The sequence below is a fragment of the Proteus sp. G2609 genome, from assembly GCF_963896135.1.
In the GTDB taxonomy this organism is placed as follows: domain Bacteria; phylum Pseudomonadota; class Gammaproteobacteria; order Enterobacterales; family Enterobacteriaceae; genus Proteus; species Proteus mirabilis.
Window position 1 is genome coordinate 14,778 of record NZ_CAWQNB010000039.1, and the last position, 23,115, is coordinate 37,892.

At 38.8% G+C, this 23,115-nt stretch carries 18 protein-coding genes; 5 read left to right on the forward strand and 13 right to left on the reverse strand.

Annotation, left to right across the window (positions count from 1 at the left end; genetic code table 11):
- Positions 1-86: 86 nt before the first annotated feature.
- Positions 87-1,640 carry a glutamate:gamma-aminobutyrate antiporter gene (gadC, locus tag AACV01_RS12305; RefSeq protein ID WP_020945718.1) on the reverse strand — a complete coding sequence of 518 codons (1,554 nt, stop codon included), beginning with the start codon at positions 1,638-1,640 and terminating at the stop codon, positions 87-89.
- Between the two features lie 104 nt (positions 1,641-1,744).
- Positions 1,745-3,136, reverse strand: a complete 1,392-nt coding sequence (locus AACV01_RS12310) for a glutamate decarboxylase (RefSeq protein WP_046334757.1) — start codon at positions 3,134-3,136, stop codon at positions 1,745-1,747.
- Between the two features lie 403 nt (positions 3,137-3,539).
- Between AACV01_RS12310 and AACV01_RS12315 the strand changes: the two genes are divergently transcribed.
- Both AACV01_RS12315 and AACV01_RS12320 read left to right on the forward strand, forming a co-directional pair.
- Positions 3,540-4,592, forward strand: coding sequence for a linear amide C-N hydrolase (locus AACV01_RS12315; protein ID WP_004248170.1), 1,053 nt, complete (start codon positions 3,540-3,542; stop codon positions 4,590-4,592).
- 275 nt (positions 4,593-4,867) lie between these two features.
- Positions 4,868-5,107 (forward strand): Lpp/OprI family alanine-zipper lipoprotein, encoded by a 240-nt coding sequence (locus tag AACV01_RS12320; RefSeq protein WP_004248171.1) that lies wholly within the window; start codon positions 4,868-4,870, stop codon positions 5,105-5,107.
- Positions 5,108-5,210: 103 nt separating this feature from the next.
- Here AACV01_RS12320 and AACV01_RS12325 read toward each other — a convergent pair whose 3' ends face one another.
- From AACV01_RS12325 to ydiJ, 10 genes are all read right to left on the reverse strand, one after another.
- The gene (locus tag AACV01_RS12325) at positions 5,211-6,128 is read right to left on the reverse strand and encodes a L,D-transpeptidase family protein (protein ID WP_004243156.1); all 918 of its coding nucleotides are present in this window, start codon (positions 6,126-6,128) and stop codon (positions 5,211-5,213) included.
- A 117-nt stretch (positions 6,129-6,245) separates the two neighbouring features.
- On the reverse strand, positions 6,246-6,674 hold the full coding sequence (gene sufE / locus AACV01_RS12330; RefSeq protein WP_004243158.1) for a cysteine desulfuration protein SufE: 429 nt from the start codon (positions 6,672-6,674) through the stop codon (positions 6,246-6,248).
- Positions 6,675-6,695: 21 nt separating this feature from the next.
- The gene (sufS, locus tag AACV01_RS12335; protein WP_004243160.1) at positions 6,696-7,937 is read right to left on the reverse strand and encodes a cysteine desulfurase SufS; all 1,242 of its coding nucleotides are present in this window, start codon (positions 7,935-7,937) and stop codon (positions 6,696-6,698) included.
- Between the two features lie 6 nt (positions 7,938-7,943).
- Positions 7,944-9,251 (reverse strand): Fe-S cluster assembly protein SufD, encoded by a 1,308-nt coding sequence (gene sufD / locus AACV01_RS12340; protein WP_161682999.1) that lies wholly within the window; start codon positions 9,249-9,251, stop codon positions 7,944-7,946.
- Positions 9,226-9,972, reverse strand: a complete 747-nt coding sequence (sufC, locus tag AACV01_RS12345) for a Fe-S cluster assembly ATPase SufC (RefSeq protein ID WP_004243163.1) — start codon at positions 9,970-9,972, stop codon at positions 9,226-9,228. Before sufC ends, sufD begins: the two co-directional genes overlap by 26 nt.
- A 44-nt stretch (positions 9,973-10,016) precedes the next feature.
- The gene (gene sufB / locus AACV01_RS12350) at positions 10,017-11,513 is read right to left on the reverse strand and encodes a Fe-S cluster assembly protein SufB (protein ID WP_004243165.1); all 1,497 of its coding nucleotides are present in this window, start codon (positions 11,511-11,513) and stop codon (positions 10,017-10,019) included.
- Between the two features lie 17 nt (positions 11,514-11,530).
- Complete coding sequence (gene sufA, locus AACV01_RS12355) at positions 11,531-11,899, reverse strand: Fe-S cluster assembly scaffold SufA (protein WP_004248176.1); 369 nt, start codon at positions 11,897-11,899, stop codon at positions 11,531-11,533.
- Positions 11,900-12,306: 407 nt separating this feature from the next.
- Entirely contained in the window at positions 12,307-12,918 is a 612-nt protein-coding gene (locus AACV01_RS12360) for a hypothetical protein (protein WP_020945721.1), read from the reverse strand.
- A gap of 150 nt (positions 12,919-13,068) precedes the next feature.
- Positions 13,069-13,482 carry a hotdog fold thioesterase gene (locus AACV01_RS12365; protein WP_004243169.1) on the reverse strand — a complete coding sequence of 138 codons (414 nt, stop codon included), beginning with the start codon at positions 13,480-13,482 and terminating at the stop codon, positions 13,069-13,071.
- Positions 13,479-16,535: a D-2-hydroxyglutarate dehydrogenase YdiJ gene (gene ydiJ, locus AACV01_RS12370; protein WP_161683001.1), complete on the reverse strand. Its 3,057-nt coding sequence runs from the start codon at positions 16,533-16,535 to the stop codon at positions 13,479-13,481. The genes AACV01_RS12365 and ydiJ overlap by 4 nt, the downstream gene beginning before the upstream one ends.
- 217 nt (positions 16,536-16,752) lie before the next feature.
- Between ydiJ and ydiK the strand changes: the two genes are divergently transcribed.
- Positions 16,753-17,865, forward strand: coding sequence for an AI-2E family transporter YdiK (gene ydiK, locus AACV01_RS12375; protein ID WP_004243171.1), 1,113 nt, complete (start codon positions 16,753-16,755; stop codon positions 17,863-17,865).
- Between the two features lie 453 nt (positions 17,866-18,318).
- Here ydiK and ppsA read toward each other — a convergent pair whose 3' ends face one another.
- Complete coding sequence (gene ppsA, locus AACV01_RS12380) at positions 18,319-20,694, reverse strand: phosphoenolpyruvate synthase (RefSeq protein ID WP_004243172.1); 2,376 nt, start codon at positions 20,692-20,694, stop codon at positions 18,319-18,321.
- 218 nt (positions 20,695-20,912) lie between these two features.
- Here ppsA and ppsR point away from each other — a divergent pair, with 218 nt between their 5' ends.
- Both ppsR and AACV01_RS12390 read left to right on the forward strand, forming a co-directional pair.
- Positions 20,913-21,779, forward strand: a complete 867-nt coding sequence (gene ppsR, locus AACV01_RS12385; protein ID WP_161683003.1) for a posphoenolpyruvate synthetase regulatory kinase/phosphorylase PpsR — start codon at positions 20,913-20,915, stop codon at positions 21,777-21,779.
- Between the two features lie 120 nt (positions 21,780-21,899).
- Positions 21,900-22,949: a 3-deoxy-7-phosphoheptulonate synthase gene (locus AACV01_RS12390; protein ID WP_161683005.1), complete on the forward strand. Its 1,050-nt coding sequence runs from the start codon at positions 21,900-21,902 to the stop codon at positions 22,947-22,949.
- Positions 22,950-23,115 lie beyond the last annotated feature (166 nt).

Consider the following 23,115-nt stretch of genomic DNA (forward strand, 5'->3'; position numbering starts at 1 on the left):
AAAATTTAAGCCATCCGTTTTAACGGATGGCTTTTTTATCGCAACTTTTTTATAAAAAACATCACTTTGACCTACTGCCAAAGAGATTATTTCTGTTGCTGACTATCATGATCTGTTTTATCTATTGGCACTAAATAATGCGTTGAACGAGCACGAGGATGGATAAAAAAGTGTCCTTTCGGTGCATTATGACTCTTAATGTGGATCATCGATACATTGGTTTTATTACCTTTGCGAGAGCACGCATAAATAATAAAAGGTAAAGCAAAAATAATAATAAAACTCACCACTAGCAATGAAACATACGTTGTATCACTACTGCCACCCGGTAAAGAGCTAGGCGGGAAGAATGAAACAACAAAAGCTAAAATAGACACAATCAGACCGACAACGGCCACTAATAATTTAACACCTTTACCACCGGGAATATTAAATGCACGTTTTTTATCAGCTTGCTTGCAAACCAAATGCATATAGCCAATAAACAGCATGAAATAGCTACATAAATAAATCACCACCGTCAGCGCTAAAGCAATAAGAAATGACATATTGCCCCCACCACCGGTGTTAGTCAGTACCACTATAGCAATAGTAGTAATAATTAGCTGAGTGATCACTAAAGCTACCGGTACACCATTTTTATTTACTTTAGCCAGTGTTGGCGGAAGAATACCTTGTTGTGCGGCCACAAACATTCCCCGTGAAGGCCCTACGATCCACGATGCAATTTCAGCCAAGACGCCAAGCAATAATAGTGCAGCAATAATTTTAACCGCCCAAACTAATCCGCTACTAAAATGGCTGACTAAAACACTAAAGGTTTCAACCACCCCCGCAGATAAGTTGATTTCGTTATGAGGGATCACTGCCGCAACAGATAAACCGCCAATAGAGCTTAAGCATATTGCCACAATCATTAATAAAAACATGGCAAGTGGATAATCACGGCCCGGATTTTTCATTTCGTTGACGTGAGTGGCTGAGGCTTCAACGCCCATATAGCTTAAAATAAAGGCCACAAAAACCACTAAAGTACCAATCTGAGTAAAATCAGGGAAAAAGGTTTTGCTGCTGATTTCTATTGCTAAAGGCGCACCACTGACCAGATAACTAATAGCTAAAAGCACTAAAATAATTGCCGGTAATAATATCCCTGCGAAGAAACCTAATTTAGCAATAGTAGCCGTGTATTTAGTTCCGCCAAATTGAGTTAAAGCTAATCCCCATAAAATCACTAATGCGGCAATCGTTTTGGTGAGCGGATCGGTATTTAACTCAGGCCAATCAAGAATATAAGATAATGCCCCTAATACGAAATAAAGCATTGGAATAAAACCAATCGCTATTTGTAAATAACCAAAAGAGATCGCCGCAAATCCCCAGCGCTCCCCTAGCGTATTAGATACCCAAGCAAATACGCCCCCTTCTTGCCATCCTTCAACGGTTGCCATTTCAGCTGCACATAATGCAACAGGAATAAACCACAACAAACCGCCTAGTAATAAGAAAAAGACTAGACTAAAGCCGGAAGTTGCAAAAGTTGGATACTCATAGACCGCCATCACCATGGATGCAGTTATGGCAAAAAAACCTAATAACGTGAGCTGTTTTGAGGCAGAACTTGTTGCAGATGTCGCCATGCTCATTCTCCTACGTGTATACAATGAAATAATGGTGTGCAGATAATCAAGGCTGGAGAAAAAGAGTCTATTTCTCCAACCTATTACCAAATAAAAGAGCCTGTTTAGCTGTGGTTAAAACCACCGCCGTCCTCTTCAGATAAAGGTGTGCTGACAGGATGTTTTTCGAAATAATCGAGAGTACGTTTCATATCTTCTATCAGTAATGTCGCCAAATCTAAACTCACACCATGACGAACAAGAATACGTTGAATAACTAAATCTTGGCGATCTGCAGGCATAGAATAAGCGGGTACTTGCCAGCCACGGCTACGCAATTTATCAGCGATGTCATATAAGGAGTAGCTTACCTTAGCCTCTTTTTTCAGTTTCCACGCTAATGCAGGTATTCCTTTTTGACTATCACCACTGAAGATCATTTCAAAAGGCCCTAGCTTTTCAATTTCTCGAGCAAGGTATTGCGCGGTGTGATAACAGGCATTGTGGATCTTCGCATACCCTTCTCTACCAAGACGCAAGAAATTATAGTATTGAGCAATAATTTGCCCACCGGGACGTGAGAAATTAAGCGCAAAGGTTGGCATATTACCGCCAAGGTAGTTCACATTAAAAATAAGCTCTTCCGGTAAGTCTTTAGCTTCACGCCATACTACCCAACCAGAGCCCAATGGCGCTAAACCAAACTTATGGCCTGATGAGTTAATGGATTTAACACGCGGCAAACGGAAATCCCATTCTAAATCAGGTGCACAGAAAGGCGCTAAAAAGCCACCACTCGCACCATCGACATGAATAGGAATATCAAGTCCGGTCTCTTTTTGTAGTTGATCGAGTGCATCATGTACCGCTTTTACTGGCTCATAAGTACAGGTGAAGGTCACCCCTAATGTTGGCACTACACCGATAGTATTTTCATCAACACGTTTAATGACCTCTTCAGGACTCATCATCAAGCGATCACCTTCAAGCGGGATCTCTCTGAGTTCAACGTCAAAATAACGGGCAAATTTATGCCAACAGACTTGAACTGGCCCACAAATAAGATTAGGTTTATCTGTCGTTTTTCCAGCAGCAAGGCGTTTTTTACGCCATTGCCATTTTAATGCAAGTCCCCCCAGCATTGCCGCTTCAGAGGAGCCAATGGTTGAACAACCTAGGGTATTGAGTGGATCGGGTGAGTGCCATAAATCAGCAAGCATATGAACACAACGGTTTTCAATTTCTGCCGTTTGTGGATATTCATCTTTATCTATCATGTTTTTATCGATAGATAAATTCATCAAATCACGGATCTCATCATCTACCCAGGTTTGACAAAATGTGGCCAGATTTTGTCTTGAATTGCCATCTAGCATCAGCTCATCCCTTACAGCATCAAAAACATGACGAGGATGGCTCTCTTGTTGCGGAAAATGTGTTTTCGGTAAGGATTGTGATAAATCAACCGATGCATAAACATCATCGAGTGAGCTATAACTTGGCGTTTTTTTATTCATCTTGAAATTACCCTTACTAATTATTATTACATTAGTGACTAAATGATTTTAAATACCTACTTTAAAAGATAGTCTAATAATTCCAGTAATGAAAAATTTTTTATATTTTATGAAAACAATGAGAGTATATTTATCAAATCAGATTTAACACTCCACAAGAAATAACAACCCATTGATTTTAAATAATATTAATAATATCCCACTTGCTTTTATGTTAATTTGTTTATGTACATTTAGAATAAAATATTTGTACTATAATAAAACTTGAATTATGAGAAATAACCGTTATAGCATTAAGTAATAACACTTAATTTAAAATATAAATGTAAATAAAATTTTAAATCTAAGTTTTAAAATTAATAATTATTTAATTTAGATTTGATTTAATAAGGAACAATAAAAGATGATAGAAAATAACCGACACCCCTTCGCTTGCACAACACTTGCGATTACTGACAAGAAAAAACGTGTTTATCATGGTCGGACAATGGAGTTTTCATCTGATGAGCCAACGTCTATCTTAGCTTATTATCCACAAGGTCATACTTTTCAGCAAAATGCCCCTGATGGAACCCCCGGATTAAAGTACAGCGTTAAATATCCTTTTATGGCTATTACCGCTCCTATTAACTTATCGGGTACCAAAGATGTACTTGAAGGTGTAAATAGTCAGGGACTCTCTTTTAGCTTAAATATGCTACCTAACTCTAAGTTAGATGATCTCGATCCCCAATATTATGCAAGCTCTGTTCCTATTGCTGCTATTGGTGAGTGGGCATTAGGGCAATATGCGACGGTTAAAGAGTTAAAAGAGATTATCCCCCAAACCCATTTTTGGTCACAAAAGCTATTATTGTTACGTAACTTACCAAGCCCTTTCCATTACGCATTTTATGATAAAACCGGTGATTGTATTGTTGTCGAAGTCTCTGATGGTAAATTACATATTTATGATAATCCTACCTATTGCATGACCAATGGCCCTATTTTCCCGTGGCATTTGACTAATTTAAACAACTACACTCATCTTTCTAATATCAACGTTTCCAGTAGCACATTAGGTCGTATTAAAATCAACCAACCTGATAGTGGTATTGCGTTAGCAACATTACCTAGCTCAGATACTTCTGTAGATAGATTTATTCGTGCAGTTTATTATTCAACCTATTACCACAAAGTTTCTGATCCCGATAAACAGCTTATTGAGCTTGCTCATATCATGAATCGCTTCGATCGCCCTAAAGATGCAACCATTGATCCACTATTAGGTAATGATACGCTAACTAAACTTCATACTAGTGAATTTTCTGTCTGGACGGCGCTAACTGATTTAGAACGGGGGATCTTTTTCTTCAGAGGCTACAACAACTTAAACTTTCAAAAGTTCACACTTGAGTCATTTAAAAATGAAAGTAGCGCGGTTTTTATTAAGGTCAATTTGGAAGAGGCATTGTAAAATGCTTTAGATAGAAACTAGAATAGTTTAGCACGGAGAAAATTTTTTTATATCAGACTTTTACGAATAAAAATCTTTTGTGAAATAACACGCATTTTTTATACTGGTTATTTGCTTGTTGTAGGTTATTTTTCATATTGTCATATAAAGAGTAAGTAGTTATAGCTAGTTATAAATAAATTCTGTATTTTCTTATAACTGTGCCATACTTACTAGTGGCTTCATACAAAATGCTACTTGTTCCTTTAAACAAACTAATAATAGAGGTTGTCACAATGAAAGCAAAAATTGTACTAGGTGCGGTAATTCTGGCTTCAGGCCTATTAGCAGGTTGTTCTTCTAGCAACAACGCACAATTAGACCAAATCTCTTCTGATGTAAACCGTTTAAATACGCAAGTTCAACAACTAAGTAGTGATGTTCAATCAGCTAACGCTCAAGCAAAAGCCGCTTATGATGAAGCAGCTCGTGCTAATCAGCGTCTAGATAACCAAGTAACTACTTATAAAAAATAATTTGACTGCTTAATAAGCTGAAAACGTTAAGTTAGCTTTAATTAATAATAAAAAGCAGATACCTATGAAGTATCTGCTTTTTTTCATCATTGAATATCTATCATCAATATGCGGTTACATCGACCGGTATACCTGAACGACGAATAATTTCTGCATCCACTTTTGCTTTATCCACTTTGCCACTTTCATACCAAGCCGTAAATTGTTTAGTAAACGTTAGGGGCATCGTCTGGGGATCGTCATCTTCATTTTGTGAGAGTGGTTGGTGCACTTCAATAAATTGCTTACCATCTGCAGTCTCAGTAAATTTAATCGGTTTATTGATCACTTGAACCCGACTGCCTTTGGGTACCACATTAAACAGTGTTTCAATATCATCAGGACGTAATCTAATACAGCCAGAACTCACTCTTAAGCCAATACCAAAATCGGCATTAGTACCATGAATAAGATACTCACCACGACTGTGTGCTAATCTTAACGCATATGCCCCCATTGGATTATCTGGCCCTGCTGGTACCACTGCCGGTAACGTGATCCCCTTAGCCGCATAATTTTTACGAATATTGGCTGTCGGCGTCCAAGTCGGATCTTTAATCAATTGAGAAACAGATGTCACCATTTCAGGCGTTTCCCGCCCTAATTGGCCAATACCGATAGGATAGACATCAACTGTTCCCCCTTCTTTGGGATAGTAATAGAGGCGCAATTCTGCCAGATTAATGACAATACCTTTACGCACGGTATCAGGTAAGATCATTTGTAAGGGAATTTGTAGTGTTTTGCCCGCTTCGGGTAATAGAGGATCAATACCTGGGTTGGCTTCCATCATATTTAGCAAACCCACTTGATATTGTGCAGCGATCGTTTCTAAAGAACGTTTATCATCAGGAACGGTGTAAGAAACATTTTCCCCAATGATACGTGAACCATCCGTAGGTAGCAGGTATTCATGTGCATAAGTTAAGTGACTGCTCATCCCTAACAGCGATGCACCCAATAAGGTTAACCATTTCTTCATTGTTGATCCCGTGTGTTAGCAATAAAATAAACTGACTATTATCATGATAACATTCTCATCGTTATGATTATCATATAATAAGTCAGTTTAGAACATTAATATGGGATCGGGTAACATTTATGCTACAGTGTATTCCGAAAAGCGTTTCATTAACCGTGTTACCATAGCGTGTAGCCCTTGAGTACGAGATGGCGTCAAATGACTTTCCAGTGCTAATGTCGAGAAATAGTGGTTAACATCAGTGGCGAGAGCTTGCTCTACCGTTTTACCTTGAAAAAGAATAATCACTAATGCCACTAATCCTTTTACAATACCTGCATCGCTATCACCGGCTAAGATCAGCTGTTTATGCTCATCTAATTCAACCGCTATCCAGACTTGGCTCTGACAACCTTCAATAAAATTAGCCGCCGTTCTTTGTTCATCTGTTAATGGTGGTAAGCGTTCTCCTAGCTCCATCATATAAAGATAACGTTGCTCCCAATCCTGACAACGAGAAAAATTGCGTAATAATTTTGCTTCATCAGGCAAAGCCGCAATTGCCATGAATAACCTCTTTTTTAATTGTTAGCCTAATAGTTTTTCAATGCGTAACAACGCATTAACCAGTGCATCAATATCCGCTTTATTATTGTACAATCCCAACGAAGCGCGACACATGGCAGGAACCTGATAATAGTCCATAATTGGCATTGCACAGTGATGACCTGTACGAATAGCAATGCCATAGTTATCAAGAAAAGTCCCCACATCATAAGCGTGATGCTTACCTAAATTAAATGCTATCACACCTTGACGTGCTTCATTACCATAAAGCGTTAATGATTTTACTTTGGTTAATTGTTGTTGTGCATATTGCATTAAGCTATTTTCATATGCAGCAATCTTATCCATACCAAATTGAGCAAGATATTCCAAAGCTGCCCCTAAGCCAATGATACCGATAATATTAGGCGTTCCAGCTTCAAATCGCCACGGCGCATCCGCGTAGGTAATATCACCATTGATATGCACATGTTTTATCATAGCGCCACCCCCTTCCCATGGAGGTAATTCATCAAGTAGCGCTTTTTTGCCATATAGCAAGCCAATCCCTGTCGGCCCATAAAGTTTATGACCACTACATACAAAAAAATCACAATCTAACGCACTAACATTGATAGCTTGATGCATCGCACTTTGTGCCCCATCAACTAAAATATGTAACTCGCCCCCTTGCTGAGCCGAATACTCTCTAGCTTGGCAAATAATTTCAGCAATAGGATTGACGGTTCCCAGTACATTAGACTGATGAGTGATCGCCAGTAACTTAGTTCTGTTATCAATTAATTGGGGTAATTGCGCTAAATCGAGTTGCCCATTAGCGAGCAGAGGAATAACACGGACATGAAAACCATACTGTTTTGCTAACATATACCACGGCACTATATTCGCGTGGTGTTCCATTTCAGTAATGATAATGTTATCACCATCATTTAGGAAACGATGGCTATAACTGTAAGCGACTAAATTGATCCCTTCTGTCGTTCCTTTTACAAAAACGATTTCTTCTTCGCTCTTTGCACCTAAGAAATGTGCTGCTTGCTTACGAACATTCTCCACTAAGGTAGTGGCGTTTGCACTTAATGTGTGAATGCCGCGGTGAACCGCGGCATATTGTGTTAAGGCAAACTGTTTTTCACGCTCCATGACACAAGCGGGTTTTTGCGCACTTGCGGCACTGTCGAGATAGACTAAAGGTTTTTCTTTCACCTGTTGGGAGAGAATAGGAAAGTCATCCCGCGCTTTTTCAATGGAATGTGTCATCATGCCTTTTTATACCTCTGATAAGCGTTGATTTATTCTCTCTAGAACATGAGTTTTGATCACACTATTTTCTAATGATTCCGTTAATTCGGCAGCAAATGCATGAATGATCATTTTGCGAGCTTCACTTAACGCAATACCTCGTGAACGTAGATAAAATAGTTGCTCATCATCAATACGCCCAACCGTTGCACCATGACTACATTTCACATCATCAGCATAGATCTCAAGTTGTGGCTTAGTATCAATTTGTGCTTTATCACCTAATAACAAGTTGTTATTGGTCATTTGACCATCTGTTTTCAGCGCTTGAGAGGTGACTGTGATCATGCCATTAAATACGGCTTTCCCTGCATCCATTGCAATACTTTTATGTAATTGACGGCTTAGGCAATTTTTCTCACCATGCACGAGCCAAGTACGAGTATCGGCAATTTCGTTCGCTTTGGGTAATACCACACTATTCATTGATAGCTCACTGTTCTCACCCGTCAGTGCAGCGCTAGTATGATGACGACTCAGTTTATTCCCCAACAAGAATGCATAACTATTAACACGAGCATCTCGTCCAATGCTTAAATCGTTATGGGCAAAATGTTGGCTAATGCCATTTTCAAAACCAAGTTTAATATGGTTGAACGAGGCATTATCACCAATAGTGGCGGTTAATCTCGCCCCGGTAAAATGACGGTTTTCACCATCACTACTAATATAGTGTTCAATCACTTGCATCTGAGCATTAGCGCCAACATCAAGATGGAAACGATAGTTAGCACTGTTAACTTCTTGCCCTACATGACCTTGTGTAATATTAAGGATATAAAGCGGTTTATCTGCCACTACGCCTTTTTTCAAGGTAATGAATAGCGGCTGCTGCGCTAAACTTTCAACTAAATGCAAGAACACTTCACCATTAATGGCTTGCGGTAATTCACTTTGGTTATCCAGTAATGTCACTTGGTATGGACCAAAATCTTGACTACTTTCAGCCGGTGAAAATGCACCATTAACCATCACGATACGGTAGCAATCGAATGAGAGTGCCCGTTGCTCAATTAAATCTTGTACCTCAAAAGGTGGCAACATTTGATATTGCTGACTGAGCGTCTCATCTAATGGCGTATAATGCCAATCTTCGTGTCGATAAGCTGGAAAACCCACTTTTTCCACTTGTAGCCAGTGATTACGTGCATTTAAATTATCTTCCCCTTTACGCTGTTGATATAGCGCAGAGAATTGTTTTAATGCCTGTTGATTACGCTGTTCTACTTGATGCTGTTTTTCACGTTTCTCATTGAGGGTCAATAAGCCAGCCATAACCTTGTTCCTCCAATTTTTGTGCTAATGAAAAATCACCTGATTTAATGATTTTTCCTTGGTAAAGCACATGCACATAATCAGGTTTAATATAATCAAGGATACGTTGATAGTGAGTCACCACGATAAAGGCGCGTTTACCATCACGTAAGCTATTGACACCATTAGCGACAATTTTTAGCGCATCGATATCAAGTCCTGAGTCGGTTTCATCTAAGATGCACAGTTCAGGTTCAAGGGCGGCCATTTGCAAAATATCGTTACGTTTTTTCTCACCACCGGAAAAACCTACGTTAACAGAACGAGTTAACAAATCTTGAGGCATATCCAATAGTTTGATTTTATCTTCAATAAAATCTTCAAAATCAAAGCGATCTAACGGCTCTTGGCCTCGATATTCTCTTACCGCATTGACTGAGGATTGTAAGAAAAACTGGTTACTGACACCGGGGATCTCTACCGGATATTGAAACGCCATAAAGATACCTTCACCCGCTCGCTCTTCAGGCTCTAATTCCAGTAGATCTTTGTTTTTAAAAGTCACACTACCTTCATCAACTTCATACTCTTCGCGACCTGCTAAGGTTGCGGATAATGTACTTTTACCAGAACCGTTTGGCCCCATGATAGCGTGCACTTCGCCGGCACGTACTTGCAAATCTAATCCTTTAAGAATTTCATTGCCTTCAACACTGACATGTAAATTTTTAATATCTAACATAATATATGCCTTCGGTATTTTTATACCCAGAATTTGGTTAATGGTTAACCAACGCTATGTTCTAAGCTGATTGCTAATAATTTTTGTGCTTCTACAGCAAATTCCAGCGGTAATTCTGAGAACACGTCCTTACAAAATCCATTGACAATCATTGAGATTGCATCGTCTTCACTTAATCCACGTTGACGGCAGTAAAATAACTGATCTTCACCAATACGTGACGTTGTCGCTTCATGCTCTAATTGTGCTGAGTTATTCATGACTTCAACATAAGGGAAGGTGTGAGCACCACACTCTGTGCCAATTAACATTGAGTCACATTGTGTGTAGTTACGTGCATTCTGCGCACCAGGTAACACTTTCACCAAACCTCGATAACTATTTTGACTTTTACCCGCAGAAATACCCTTAGAAATAATAGTTGATTTGGTATTTTTACCGATGTGGATCATCTTGGTTCCCGTGTCAGCTTGTTGGTTACCATTGGTCAGTGCCACTGAGAAAAATTCAGCCGTTGAATTATCTCCTTTTAAGATAACACTTGGGTATTTCCAAGTGATCGCTGAACCTGTTTCAGATTGAGTCCACGACATTTTAGCGTTCTCACCTTCACAAAGGGCACGCTTAGTGACGAAGTTAAGAATTCCGCCTTCGCTATCACCGCCAGAGAACCAGTTTTGTACCGTGGAATATTTCACTTCGGCATCTTTATGAATGATAACTTCAACAACGGCAGCATGAAGCTGATAGCTATCACGTACAGGTGCTGAACACCCTTCGATGTAACTGACGTAACTTCCTTCATCCGCAATTAAAATCGTACGTTCAAATTGGCCTGTTTGTGCCGCATTAATACGAAAATAGGTGGATAATTCCATAGGGCAGCGAACACCTTTAGGAATATAAACAAAGGTACCATCAGAAGCGACCGCCGCATTAAGTGCTGCAAAATAGTTATCGTGGCTAGAAACAACTGTACCTAAATATTGGCGTACTAATTCGGGATATTCTTGAATCGCTTCACCGAAGGAGCAGAAAATAACACCATGTTTAGCTAGCTCTTCACGATAAGTGGTAGAAACCGATACTGAGTCAAAAATGGCATCTACAGCCACTGACTGCCCTTCTCTTACTGGCACGCCTAACTGATTAAATGCGTCTTCAACTTCTTTAGTTAAATAATCTTGGGTTTCTTGTGTTGAGACTGCTTCATTGTTACCACTAGCACAACTGCCATTGGCACAACAAGCACCGCAAGATGGCGCTGAATAATAACTATAATCTTGATAATTCAGCGATGGATAATCTGCTTTTAGCCAATGAGGCTCTTCCATCTCTAGCCAATGACGATAAGCATCAAGACGAAACTCTAGCATCCACTCTGGCTCATTTCTTTTAGCTGAAATAGCTCGCACAACCGCTTCATTCAACCCTTTATCTAACGTATCGGTTGAGATATCGGTATAGAACCCTTCTTTATAGTGATGATCACTGAGCCAGCCTTGAACTTCATCACCAATTTCAACATTGCTCTGAGACATAATCTGACTTCACTATGTTATACCCCAAAGCTCTCACCACATCCGCAGACGTTCTGAGCTTTAGGATTATTAAATTTAAACATCTGATTAAGTCCTTCACGGACATAATCAACAACTAAACCATCAATGAATGGCATGGCTTTTAATGCAACAAATAACTTGGCACCATTATGTTCATAGACAAGATCGTCCTCTGAGGGGCCTGCAGCAAGCTCAATAACATAACCATAGCCCGTACAACCTGATGGCTTAATACTTAAGGAAAGTCCCTGACTTTCAGGGTTTTTCTCCACTAATTGGCAAATATGTTTCGCTGCACTATCAGTCAGCACAATGCCTTGCCAAGCAGTATCATTTAGAGAAAAAGTTTCAACATTGTTTGTCATTACTGACCTCATTTCGAAAGGAGATTAATATCTTTCCTGACTCTAATGGTAATGATAACCCTTATCACTTCAACCCTGTCTTTTGAAAGGATATTATAAAATCGTTTAAAAATTGCTCTTTTTTTGCTTTTTAATTGTTAAATATAGCGCTTAATAAATTGAAATGTAACAATTTTTATCTTTTTTCATTACAAAAATAAAACTTTTTTAAATTCCTTTATTTCGCACAATACGCATAAAAGTTGCAAAGCAAATACATTTTATACCTTTGTCACTGAAATGTAGAGAAAAAGCATAAAAAATCAACAATTGATAATCGCAAAATATTTTCTTTTTATGCTTATACTGATAGGTAAGATAGCACCACTTTTGTGATAACTTCTTATTGTATTGTGTGCTTTTATGACTTATTGATTGATACTAATTGAGTTCACATACCTATTAGTACAATCAATAACTTCTTGATTATTATTACTTTTATTTTCAGCAATAAATTGTAATTGCCATACACGATTTGTGTTAGTATCCGCAATTAATACCCCTTCATAGCTCACTTTCTGATTAGACAACTTTCCTTCAAAGAAAATTTGTCGAGCTGGCATTTCTGACACTGTGAAAGGCTTTATTGTTGTTGAAGTTTCTTTCATGCCATCAATAGTGGAAATATTATCAACGATACCCTGTGCTCCAGTATCAATATCATAACTCATCATATCGTCAAGTTTAAAATAAACTAAACGAACTTCTGATAACTGACATACTGGTTTGGCTTGATAAACTAACATCTGTGATGTGACATCTTGGACATGATCAGGTAATAATTGAAAATAGTGTTCTGTATCATCTCTATTTAATGAGAATGAAGTTGGATACGCGATATTAAACCCCGACATAGTACGTACAGGATAATTTATTATCTCTTCACTCTTATTGTGAGTTGATTCGTTATCACATGCTGTAAGTAATAAACTACCGATTAAAATAAAAACGCTTTTATAATTTAGAATGGTTGATGTCATTTTTTCTTACTATTAATAATAATGAAGATAATAATTATCATTAAAATTTAAACTTAAATAAAGATAATTTTTTCACATTACCTAATTTCAATAAATAAAAAACGCCTAAAGTGAAATAATAACCTTAGGCGTCTATTATTAATTAACGAATTAAACAATAACCGCAGTTGTTAAACGTGAAATACAGACTTTACGGTCAGCGTCATCAAAAATTTCTATTGACCATACTTGATGTGTACGACCTAAATGAATAGGTTTACAGACACCTTTTACAACCCCTTCTTTTACTGCTCGCATATGGTTGGCATTGATTTCTAAACCCACCACTTTTTGTTCACCTTCTGTGCATAAATAGCCAGCAATTGACCCTAAGGTTTCAGCTAATACCACAGAGGCGCCACCATGTAATAAACCAAAAGGCTGTTTAGTACGCTGATCTACTGGCATGGTGCCTTCAAGATAGTCCTCACCCAGTGCGGTGAGTTCTATACCAAGGTGCCCCACCATATTATTTGGGCTAATATGATTAAGTTGTCCTAATGTTGTTTTTCGTTTCCATATCATTGCATAATCTCCAAAAGCGCCTGTAGTGGATGTTTTAACTCAATATTATCAATACGTTTTACTTGGCTACGACAAGAATATCCGGTACTCAAGCAACGTGCTGTAGGGAGAGTTTTCAATGCATTTCCCCATGACAGTTGATAAATTCCCAATGAATTTTTATAGTTATTCACTTCATGCCCATAAGTGCCCGCCATACCACAGCACCCCGTAGTTACCACTTCAAGTGGTTGACCATAACGTTGAAATATCGCTTGCCACTGTTGCATACTTTGCGGTAATGCCGTTGACTCAGTACAATGACTAAAAAGATACCATTTTTCAGCATTTTCGCAGATCTCAATCGGCTCACTGACTAACTGATTTAGCCACTCATGAACCAGTTGAACCTTAAAGTTACCGCGTTTATCCCCTAATATCTCCCGATATTCATCGCGGTAGCAAAGAACTAAAGCGGGGTCGACTCCTACCATTGGAATGGACAACTGTGCAACTCGATTAAGCATCGTTGCTGTTTTTTGTGCAGTTTTACTAAATTGCTGTAAAAAGCCCTTAATATGCTGTGCTTTTCCGTTAGGTGAAAAAGGCAATAGCACAGGTTTAAAACCAATTTTTTCAATCAACTTAATAAAGTCAGCAACCACTTTAGCATCGTAATAACTGGTAAATGGATCTTGTACCACGATAACATAATGGCTTCGTTGCTTTTCTGATAACTGCTCTAACTCTTCCAAGCTCATCGCTAATGCGCTATGTCCAGCTAACTGCTGCTTTAATGTCGGAGATGACAATAGAGGCAGATCTACCATACCAATAGTACGTTTACTCAACGATTGCACCAATGGTTGCTTAATAAAGAAATTAAACAGACTTGGTACTTTTGCCATTAACGGTGTGGTGAGTTCGACATTTGCCACAATATGATCTTTTAGCGGACGTAGATAGCGTTGATGATATAACTGAGTAAATTTGGCTCTAAATGATGGCACGTCAATTTTAATCGGGCATTGTGTAGAGCACGCTTTACAGGCTAAACAACCATTCATTGCTATTTTTACCTCATGAGAGAAATCATATTCTCCACGTTTAGCTTTCCATGTATTGCGTGTTTTTTCAATCAATCCCCGTAAGCTAGGTTTGTTATTTGTAAGACTTGTTTCTAACTGCTGAGGGCTTACTCCTTGCTCTGTAAGTAGACGTAACCACTCTCTGACTAATGTCGCTCTGCCTTTAGGTGAATGAATACGTTGTCCAGTTATTTTCATAGAAGGACACATTGGGCTTTTAACATCAAAGTTAAAACATAATCCATTACCATTACACTCTAATGCACCGCGAAAATCTTCGCGAACCGATACAGGAATGGTGCGATCAAATGTGCCACGTTTAATAGCATCGACCTGTTTCATTGGCGCCTCAACCTCAAGAGGAGGACATATTTTCCCTGGGTTAAGTCTATTTCGAGGATCGAACACCGTTTTTATTTGACGTAATTCGTGATAAAGGGTTTCGCCAAAGAATTCTGGACTATATTGCGCTCTAAAGCCTTTTCCATGCTCCCCCCATAGTAAGCCACCATATTTCGCCGTTAATGCAACAATCTCATCAGAAATGGTTTTCATGAGTTGTTCTTGTTGCGGATCACACATATCTAAAGCAGGTCTCACATGCAATACGCCAGCATCAACATGACCAAACATACCGTAATTGAGCTGATAACTATCAAGTAATGCCCTAAATTCAGTAATATAATCCGCTAAATGCTCTGGTGGCACACAAGTATCTTCAACAAAAGGAATGGGTTTAGCATGCCCTTTAGCATTACCTAATAGCCCTACTGCTTTTTTACGCATGGCATAAATACGGTTAATATCGGCGAGGTTATCACAAACCTGATAACCGATAACGCCCCCTTCGCCATTATTCATCAGCTTATCTAAGCGCTGACATAAATCCTCCACTTGTGAGGCAATCAGTGTTTTATCATCACCGGCAAACTCAACAATATTTAGCCCTTGCATATCTTTATCGGGCACATCCGTAATCAATGCATTAACGGAATGCCAGACAATATCTTCTCGAGCAAGGTTTAATACTTTGGAGTCAACAGTTTCAACAGAAAGCGCCTTTGCTTTTACTAAAAACGGCGCGTTACGCAATGCGGAATCAAATGAGTCATACTTCACATTCACTAAACTGCGCTGCTTTGGAATGGGGGTAATATCGAGTGTTGCCTCGGTAATAAAGGCCAAAGTCCCTTCTGAGCCGGTTAGAATACGCGTAAGATCAAAATGCTTCATATCATCGCTAAACACATGGCGTAAATCATAGCCCGTTAAAAAGCGATTCAATTTAGGAAATTTTTCGAGAATAAGCTGACGTTGTGCTTTGCAACGGGATAATACCGTTTGATATATCCGACCAACAGCAGAATCTTCTTTCGCAATAGTTTCAGCTAAAGCGCTGTCCATCGCGCGAGTTTCAAGCAATTCTCCGCCTAGTAAAACGGCTCTGACGCCTAATACATGATCGGAGGTTTTGCCATATACCATAGAGCCTTGCCCTGAAGCATCGGTATTGATCATTCCCCCTAATGTCGCACGATTACTGGTAGACAGTTCTGGCGCAAAAAAGAAACCATAGGGTTTTAAAAACAGATTAAGTTCATCTTTTATCACACCGGCTTCTACCTTTACCCATCGCTGTTCTGGGTTTATCTCAATAATACGTTTCATATAACGAGATAAATCCACCACGATACCCTCGGTTAACGCTTGACCATTAGTGCCGGTTCCGCCACCTCTTGGTGTCAAAGAGAGGGAATGAAAACGAGGTTCATCCACTAAACGTGCTACAATAGTCACATCCGCTGTAGAACGAGGAAAAATAACCGCCTGTGGTAGCAACTGATAAATACTGTTATCTGTTGCCATAGTGAGTCTATCGGCATAAGTGCTCGATATATCACCTGTAAAACCATTTTGTCGGAGTGTATTTAAAAATTCGGTTGTGAGTTCACTGACTTGCGGTGCTTGCGATATACGTGGGATCATTTGTTATAGCTCTTTAATCTAATTTATCCACATTGCTTTATTAAAACTATCTCAATGTATGCCAAGAGGTGCAATAAATTGAATTTGCACTTTCAGACCGATACCTGTTCACCTTATCATACAATTCTGGCAAATTGCGTAGTGACATAAACAACATGATATTTGCCATGTTTATTCATCTGCTTTTAGCATTTTATTCGTGTAGGGATTTAAAATCATGGAAAAACCGCAGATCCATACAGATATACCCAAAATTTTATTCACCGTTCTTTTTATTTCTTTTTTTATTATCGGTAGTTTTTGGATCCTGAATCCTTTTATCGTTGGTTTTATTTGGGCTGGCATGATAGTGGTTGCCACTTGGCCTTTACTCATTATTTTAGAAAAACGAGTAAAATATCGCTGGCTATCAACCATGATCATGATGATTTTAATATTACTGATTTTCGTCATTCCGATTATTTTGTTAATTAGTAGTGTTATTGACAACAGTGCTCCATTGATTGAACTAGCAAAATCACCTTCAGATATTCAACCACCACAACTGCTATGGTTGAAAGAGATCCCCATGGTTGGTAATACGCTCTATGAAACTTGGCACTCTATTCTCGTTTCTGGTGGTAATGCCTTAATGGCGAAGATCCAACCCTATATTGGACAAGCAGCAAATTGGTTCTTTGCACAAGCCTTAAATATTGGCCGTTTTGCGCTTCACTTAGTTGTCATGTTACTTTTTTCAGGATTACTCTTTTTACAAGGTGAAAATGTTGTTGCTTGGTTACGCCATTTTGCTGTGCGTCTTGCCGGACAACGGGGTGATGCAGCCATTTTATTAGCCTCCATGTCAATTCGCGCAGTGGCGCTGGGTGTGGTGTTAACTGCGCTGATCCAAGCCGTTATTGGTGGTATTGGTTTAGGTATTTCGGGTGTGCCTTATGCCACAGTGTTAACGGTATTGATGTTTATTTGCTGCCTTGCGCAATTAGGACCTTTGTTCGTTCTGGTTCCTTCTATTCTATGGCTATTTTGGACCGGTGATACTACATGGGGTATCGTCATGATCATTTGGGGTGGGATTGTGGCGACGATGGATGGTGTACTACGTCCATTCCTCATCAAAATGGGAGCTGACCTACCTATGGTACTGATTTTGACCGGTGTTATCGGTGGTATTTTAACACTCGGTATGATTGGTCTGTTTATTGGCCCTGTTGTATTAGCCGTAGCACACAGTTTATTGAATGCGTGGATCAATGAAGTTCCTAAACCCGATCCAGATTTAACAGAAACTGTAGAATTTATGAATAAAAACTTTATAGAAAAAGAGTAAATAATATAAAAGCATGTAAGTATCAACACTTACATGCTTTATAAGTATTACTTAAAACTTTAATAAAGATTATCAATTTATGAGTATTTTATTATTTTTATATCTTGAAATTTACAATTTGAAACAATTCTTATTTTTTTAAACCTGTTTGCTACCAGCGAGTTATATTCACTTCTTAATATCCTAATATTTTTTTGATTGAGATAATTCTTAGAGAATAATTAACTCATTTCTCTTAATATAAATCTCATCGAAACGAATGTTTCATTTAATTAATGGTTTTGCCTATTTTATTAATAGATTAAAAGGCGAGACCAAAGTATATAAAATATTGCTGTGTGTAGTCTTTGCCTGTCAGCCCATGATAGGCTTTTTTTTTATCTATTATTTATAAATAGTATAAAAAAAGCTCACATTATTTTGTGAGCTTTTAATTATTCAATAATAATATAATTATTGTTGTGCTAATTTCACCCAGGTTTTAATAACGGTATCTGGGTTTAAAGATAAGCTATCAATACCCTCTTCCATTAACCATTGTGCAAAATCTTCATGGTCAGAAGGGCCCTGTCCGCAGATCCCGACATATTTACCTTGACGTTTCGCTGATTGAATTGCCATAGATAATAGCGCTTTTACCGCATCATTACGTTCATCAAACAGTGATGAGACGACACCAGAATCACGATCTAAGCCCAATGTTAACTGAGTCATATCATTAGAGCCGATAGAGAAACCATCAAAATGAGCCAAGAATTGATCGGCTAATAAAGCATTGGATGGAATTTCACACATCATAATCACTTTTAAGCCATTCTCACCACGTTTTAAACCATTACGTGCTAACTCATCTATCACTTCTTCTGCTTGGCGCACCGTACGTACAAATGGGATCATCACTTCCACGTTAGTTAATCCCATCTCATTACGCACACGTTTCACTGCTTCACACTCGAGTGCAAAACAACGACGGAAATCATCCGATACGTAACGACCCGCACCACGGAAACCTAACATAGGGTTTTCTTCATCAGGCTCATAGCGATCGCCACCGACTAAGTTTGCATACTCATTTGATTTAAAATCAGACAAGCGAACAATGACACGTTTTGGCCAGAATGCTGCAGCGAGTGTTGCGATACCTTCGGTTAATTTACCAATATAATATTCAACAGGTGATGCATAACCCGCCATCATTTCATCAATTTCAGCTTTTAGTGCATCTGTTTGATCTTCGTATTCGAGTAAAGCGCGAGGATGCACACCAATCATACGGTTGATAATAAACTCTAAACGCGCAAGGCCTACCCCATCATTTGGTAACCCAGCAAAGTCAAAGGCGCGATCAGGATTACCGACGTTCATCATGATTTTTAAGCCAAGTTCTGGCATGTTATCGATTGCGGAGCTTTGAATAGAAAAATCGAGTTTCCCATCATAAACAAATCCGGTATCCCCTTCAGCACAAGAGACGGTGACCACTTGCCCTTCACTAATACACTCCGTCGCATCGCCACAACCTACCACTGCTGGAATACCTAATTCACGAGCAATAATTGCCGCATGACATGTTCTTCCACCACGATTAGTCACAATCGCAGAGGCTTTTTTCATGATAGGCTCCCAATCAGGATCTGTCATATCGGTGACCAACACATCACCCGCCTCTATTCTATCCATCTCACTTAAGTTATGGATAACCTTAACCGTACCACTACCAATACGATGACCAATGGCACGACCTTCTACAATCACAGTGCCTGTTTCATTTAACTGATAGCGTTCCATGACTTGTTGGTTAGAACGAACTGTTTCTGGACGCGCTTGAACAATATATAGACGACCATTATGACCATCTTTAGCCCACTCGATATCCATTGGACGTCCATAATGTTGTTCAATCAATACCGCTTGTTTTGCTAGCTCTTGCACTTCATCATCAGTTAAAGAGAAACGATTGCGCAATGCTTCTGGCGTATCTTCAATACGGACTTGTTTACCATGCTCAATGCTATCGGCATAAACCATTTGGATCTTTTTAGACCCTAGGTTACGGCGCACAATTGCCGGTAAACCTTTCGCCAAAGTTGGTTTATGAACATAGAATTCATCTGGGTTAACCGCCCCCTGAACCACCATTTCCCCTAAACCATAAGCAGAGGTAATAAAGACTACTTGATCAAAGCCTGATTCAGTATCAATAGTAAACATCACCCCTGATGAGGCTAAATCAGAGCGAACCATACGTTGGACACCGGCAGATAAAGCAACACCGCGGTGATCGTAGCCTTGGTGAACACGATAAGAGATTGCGCGATCATTAAACAGTGAAGCAAACACATGTTTAATCGCAACTAAAATTGCATCGATACCTTGAACGTTTAAAAATGTCTCTTGTTGGCCGGCAAAAGAAGCATCAGGCATATCTTCAGCGGTTGCTGATGATCGTACTGCAAATGAGGCTTCAGATTCACCTTCACTTAAGGTCTGATAAGCATCACGAATATCTTTCTCAAACTGAGGGGTAAAAGGTGTATCAATCACCCATTGGCGAATTTGGTTACCCGCTTGTGCTAATTGATTAACATCATCAACATCAATACTATCAAGTAGCTCATAAATACGCTGATTAATACCACTTTGTTCCAGAAAATCATTAAACGCTTGCGCTGTGGTGGCAAATCCATTAGGAACAGACACACCCAGTTCCGCAAGATTAGTGATCATTTCACCGAGGGAAGCATTTTTCCCACCAACACGATCAACGTCATTCATACCCAATTGGTTATACCAAAGTACATTGCACGGGGTGAGGCTATTGCTGGACATTGAGAACAATCCTTTTTTAAACAAATGAGAGAGAGAAAAAAAAGAAAAACCCGCTGTCAAAACGACAACATAAATAAGCGTATCACAATGTTATGGAGAATATAGAAAGGTGAATCGATCAACCAGAAAACTTTATTTTTTTATCCTTTATAATCACTAAAAATACTATAGATAATATTGTCTGAATTGCTAATTCAGCTAAAAAAAAGGTGAGAGGAATGATATTAAGTTTGAATTCAATTAACTGTGATAATAATGAACTTGTTGATAGAACTGTTTTTTTTATCTCTGACGGCACCGCTATTACTGCAGAAGTCTTAGGCCATGCGGTACTCTCACAATTTCCATTAAAAATGAAAAGCTATACCTTACCTTTTGTATCTTCTGTAGAAAGAGCAGAAGAAATAAAAAATAAGATTAATGAAATTTATAAAAAAAGTGGCGCCAAGCCTCTGGTTTTCTACTCTATTATTAGTCCTGATGTAAAACGAATAATAAATAGTAGTGAAGGATTCTGTCAGGATATTGTGCAGTCATTAGTTCTCCCCTTAGAAAAAGAAATTGGCGTTCAAGCGCTACCTCAATTAAATAAAACGCACGGTTTAACGGAAAAAAATCTCAGCAAATATGATGCTCGAATTGCTGCTATTGAATACACTTTATCTCATGATGATGGGATCTCTTTACGCAATCTCGACCAGGCGCAAGTGATCTTAATCGGTGTCTCACGCTGCGGTAAAACCCCTACCAGTTTATATTTAGCGATGCAATTTGGCATTCAAGCGGCTAATTACCCTTTTACTGCTGATGATATGGATTTTTTAAAATTGCCTCCTGAATTAAAAGAGTATCAACATAAATTGTTTGGCTTAACCATTGCTCCAGAACGCCTTGCTGCTATCCGTAGCGAACGTCGTGAAAACAGTCGTTATGCATCTATTCGTCAATGTCGTATTGAATTAGCGGAAGTTGAAGCGCTATTTAGGAAAAATAACATTTCTTACCTAAATACGACAAACTACTCTGTTGAAGAAATTTCCACTAAGGTAATTGATTCTATGGGATTAGCCAGAAGAATGTTCTAGAGACAGTAAGTCATTTTTTATTTATTTTTCACCAATAACAGTGTTGAAATTAGCTGAATTTCGTTTATTGTGATCTTAATCACTGGGTAGACTTACCCTGTATTTTTATTGAGATAAATTATGTTAAAAACAGACGAATTACGGACAAAGGCTTTAGCCAGCCTAGTAACGCCGGAAACGTTAGCTAATGAGTTACCCATCTCACAAGAGATTATCAGTAATATCACTTCTGCCCGTCAACGCATTGAAGCTATTCTCACTGGTGAAGATAAACGACTATTAGTTATTATTGGCCCTTGCTCTATACATGATCCCAAGGCAGCTAAAGAGTACGCAACAAAACTAAATCAACAAAAAGCGCGTTTTCATGACCGTCTAGAAATCGTGATGAGAACCTATTTTGAAAAACCGCGTACCGTTATTGGTTGGAAAGGCCTTATTTCTGATCCTTTCCTTGATAACTCTTGTAATGTTAATGAAGGCATTCGTATTGCAAGGAAACTGCTAATTGAGATCAACGCATTAGGACTTCCCTCAGCCACTGAATTTCTTGATATGGTCACGGGACAATATATTGCAGATTTAATCAGCTGGGGAGCAATCGGGGCAAGAACAACAGAGAGTCAAGTTCACCGTGAAATGGCCTCCGCCCTCTCTTGCCCTGTGGGATTTAAAAATGGCACTGACGGTAATATACGCATTGCGATAGATGCCATTCGTGCCGCTCGTGCCAGTCACACCTTTTTATCACCTGATAAAACGGGACGTATGACAATTTACCAAACCAGCGGAAATCCCTACGGTCATATTATTATGCGTGGCGGTAAAAAGCCTAATTATCATGCCAGTGATGTAGCAGATGCTGTTGATGCACTGAAACAACTTGATTTACCTGAACACTTGGTCATCGATTTTAGCCATGGTAATTGTGAAAAAATTCATCGTCGCCAACTTGAAGTTGCACGCAATGTCGCTCAACAAATTACGGATGGTTCACAAGCTATTGTCGGTGTTATGGCAGAAAGCTTTTTACAAGAGGGATCACAGAAAGTCACAGCAGATAAGGTGCTGACCTATGGACAATCGATCACTGATCCTTGTCTCAGTTGGGAAGATACCGAACAATTACTGGAATTATTAGCTCAAGCGGTTGAAAGTCGATTTAAATAATATCGCCAAAAAGGAGAGTGTTACCTCTCCTTTTTAACTTACACAAAAAGTCGTTATCCATCTTCATTAAGCCTTATCTTCTTCCACAGCTAATCAACTGTATGATTTTTATTCTAACACCCTATTTTTGTTGTTCTTTTGTTACTAATCATCTTAAATTTAGGCG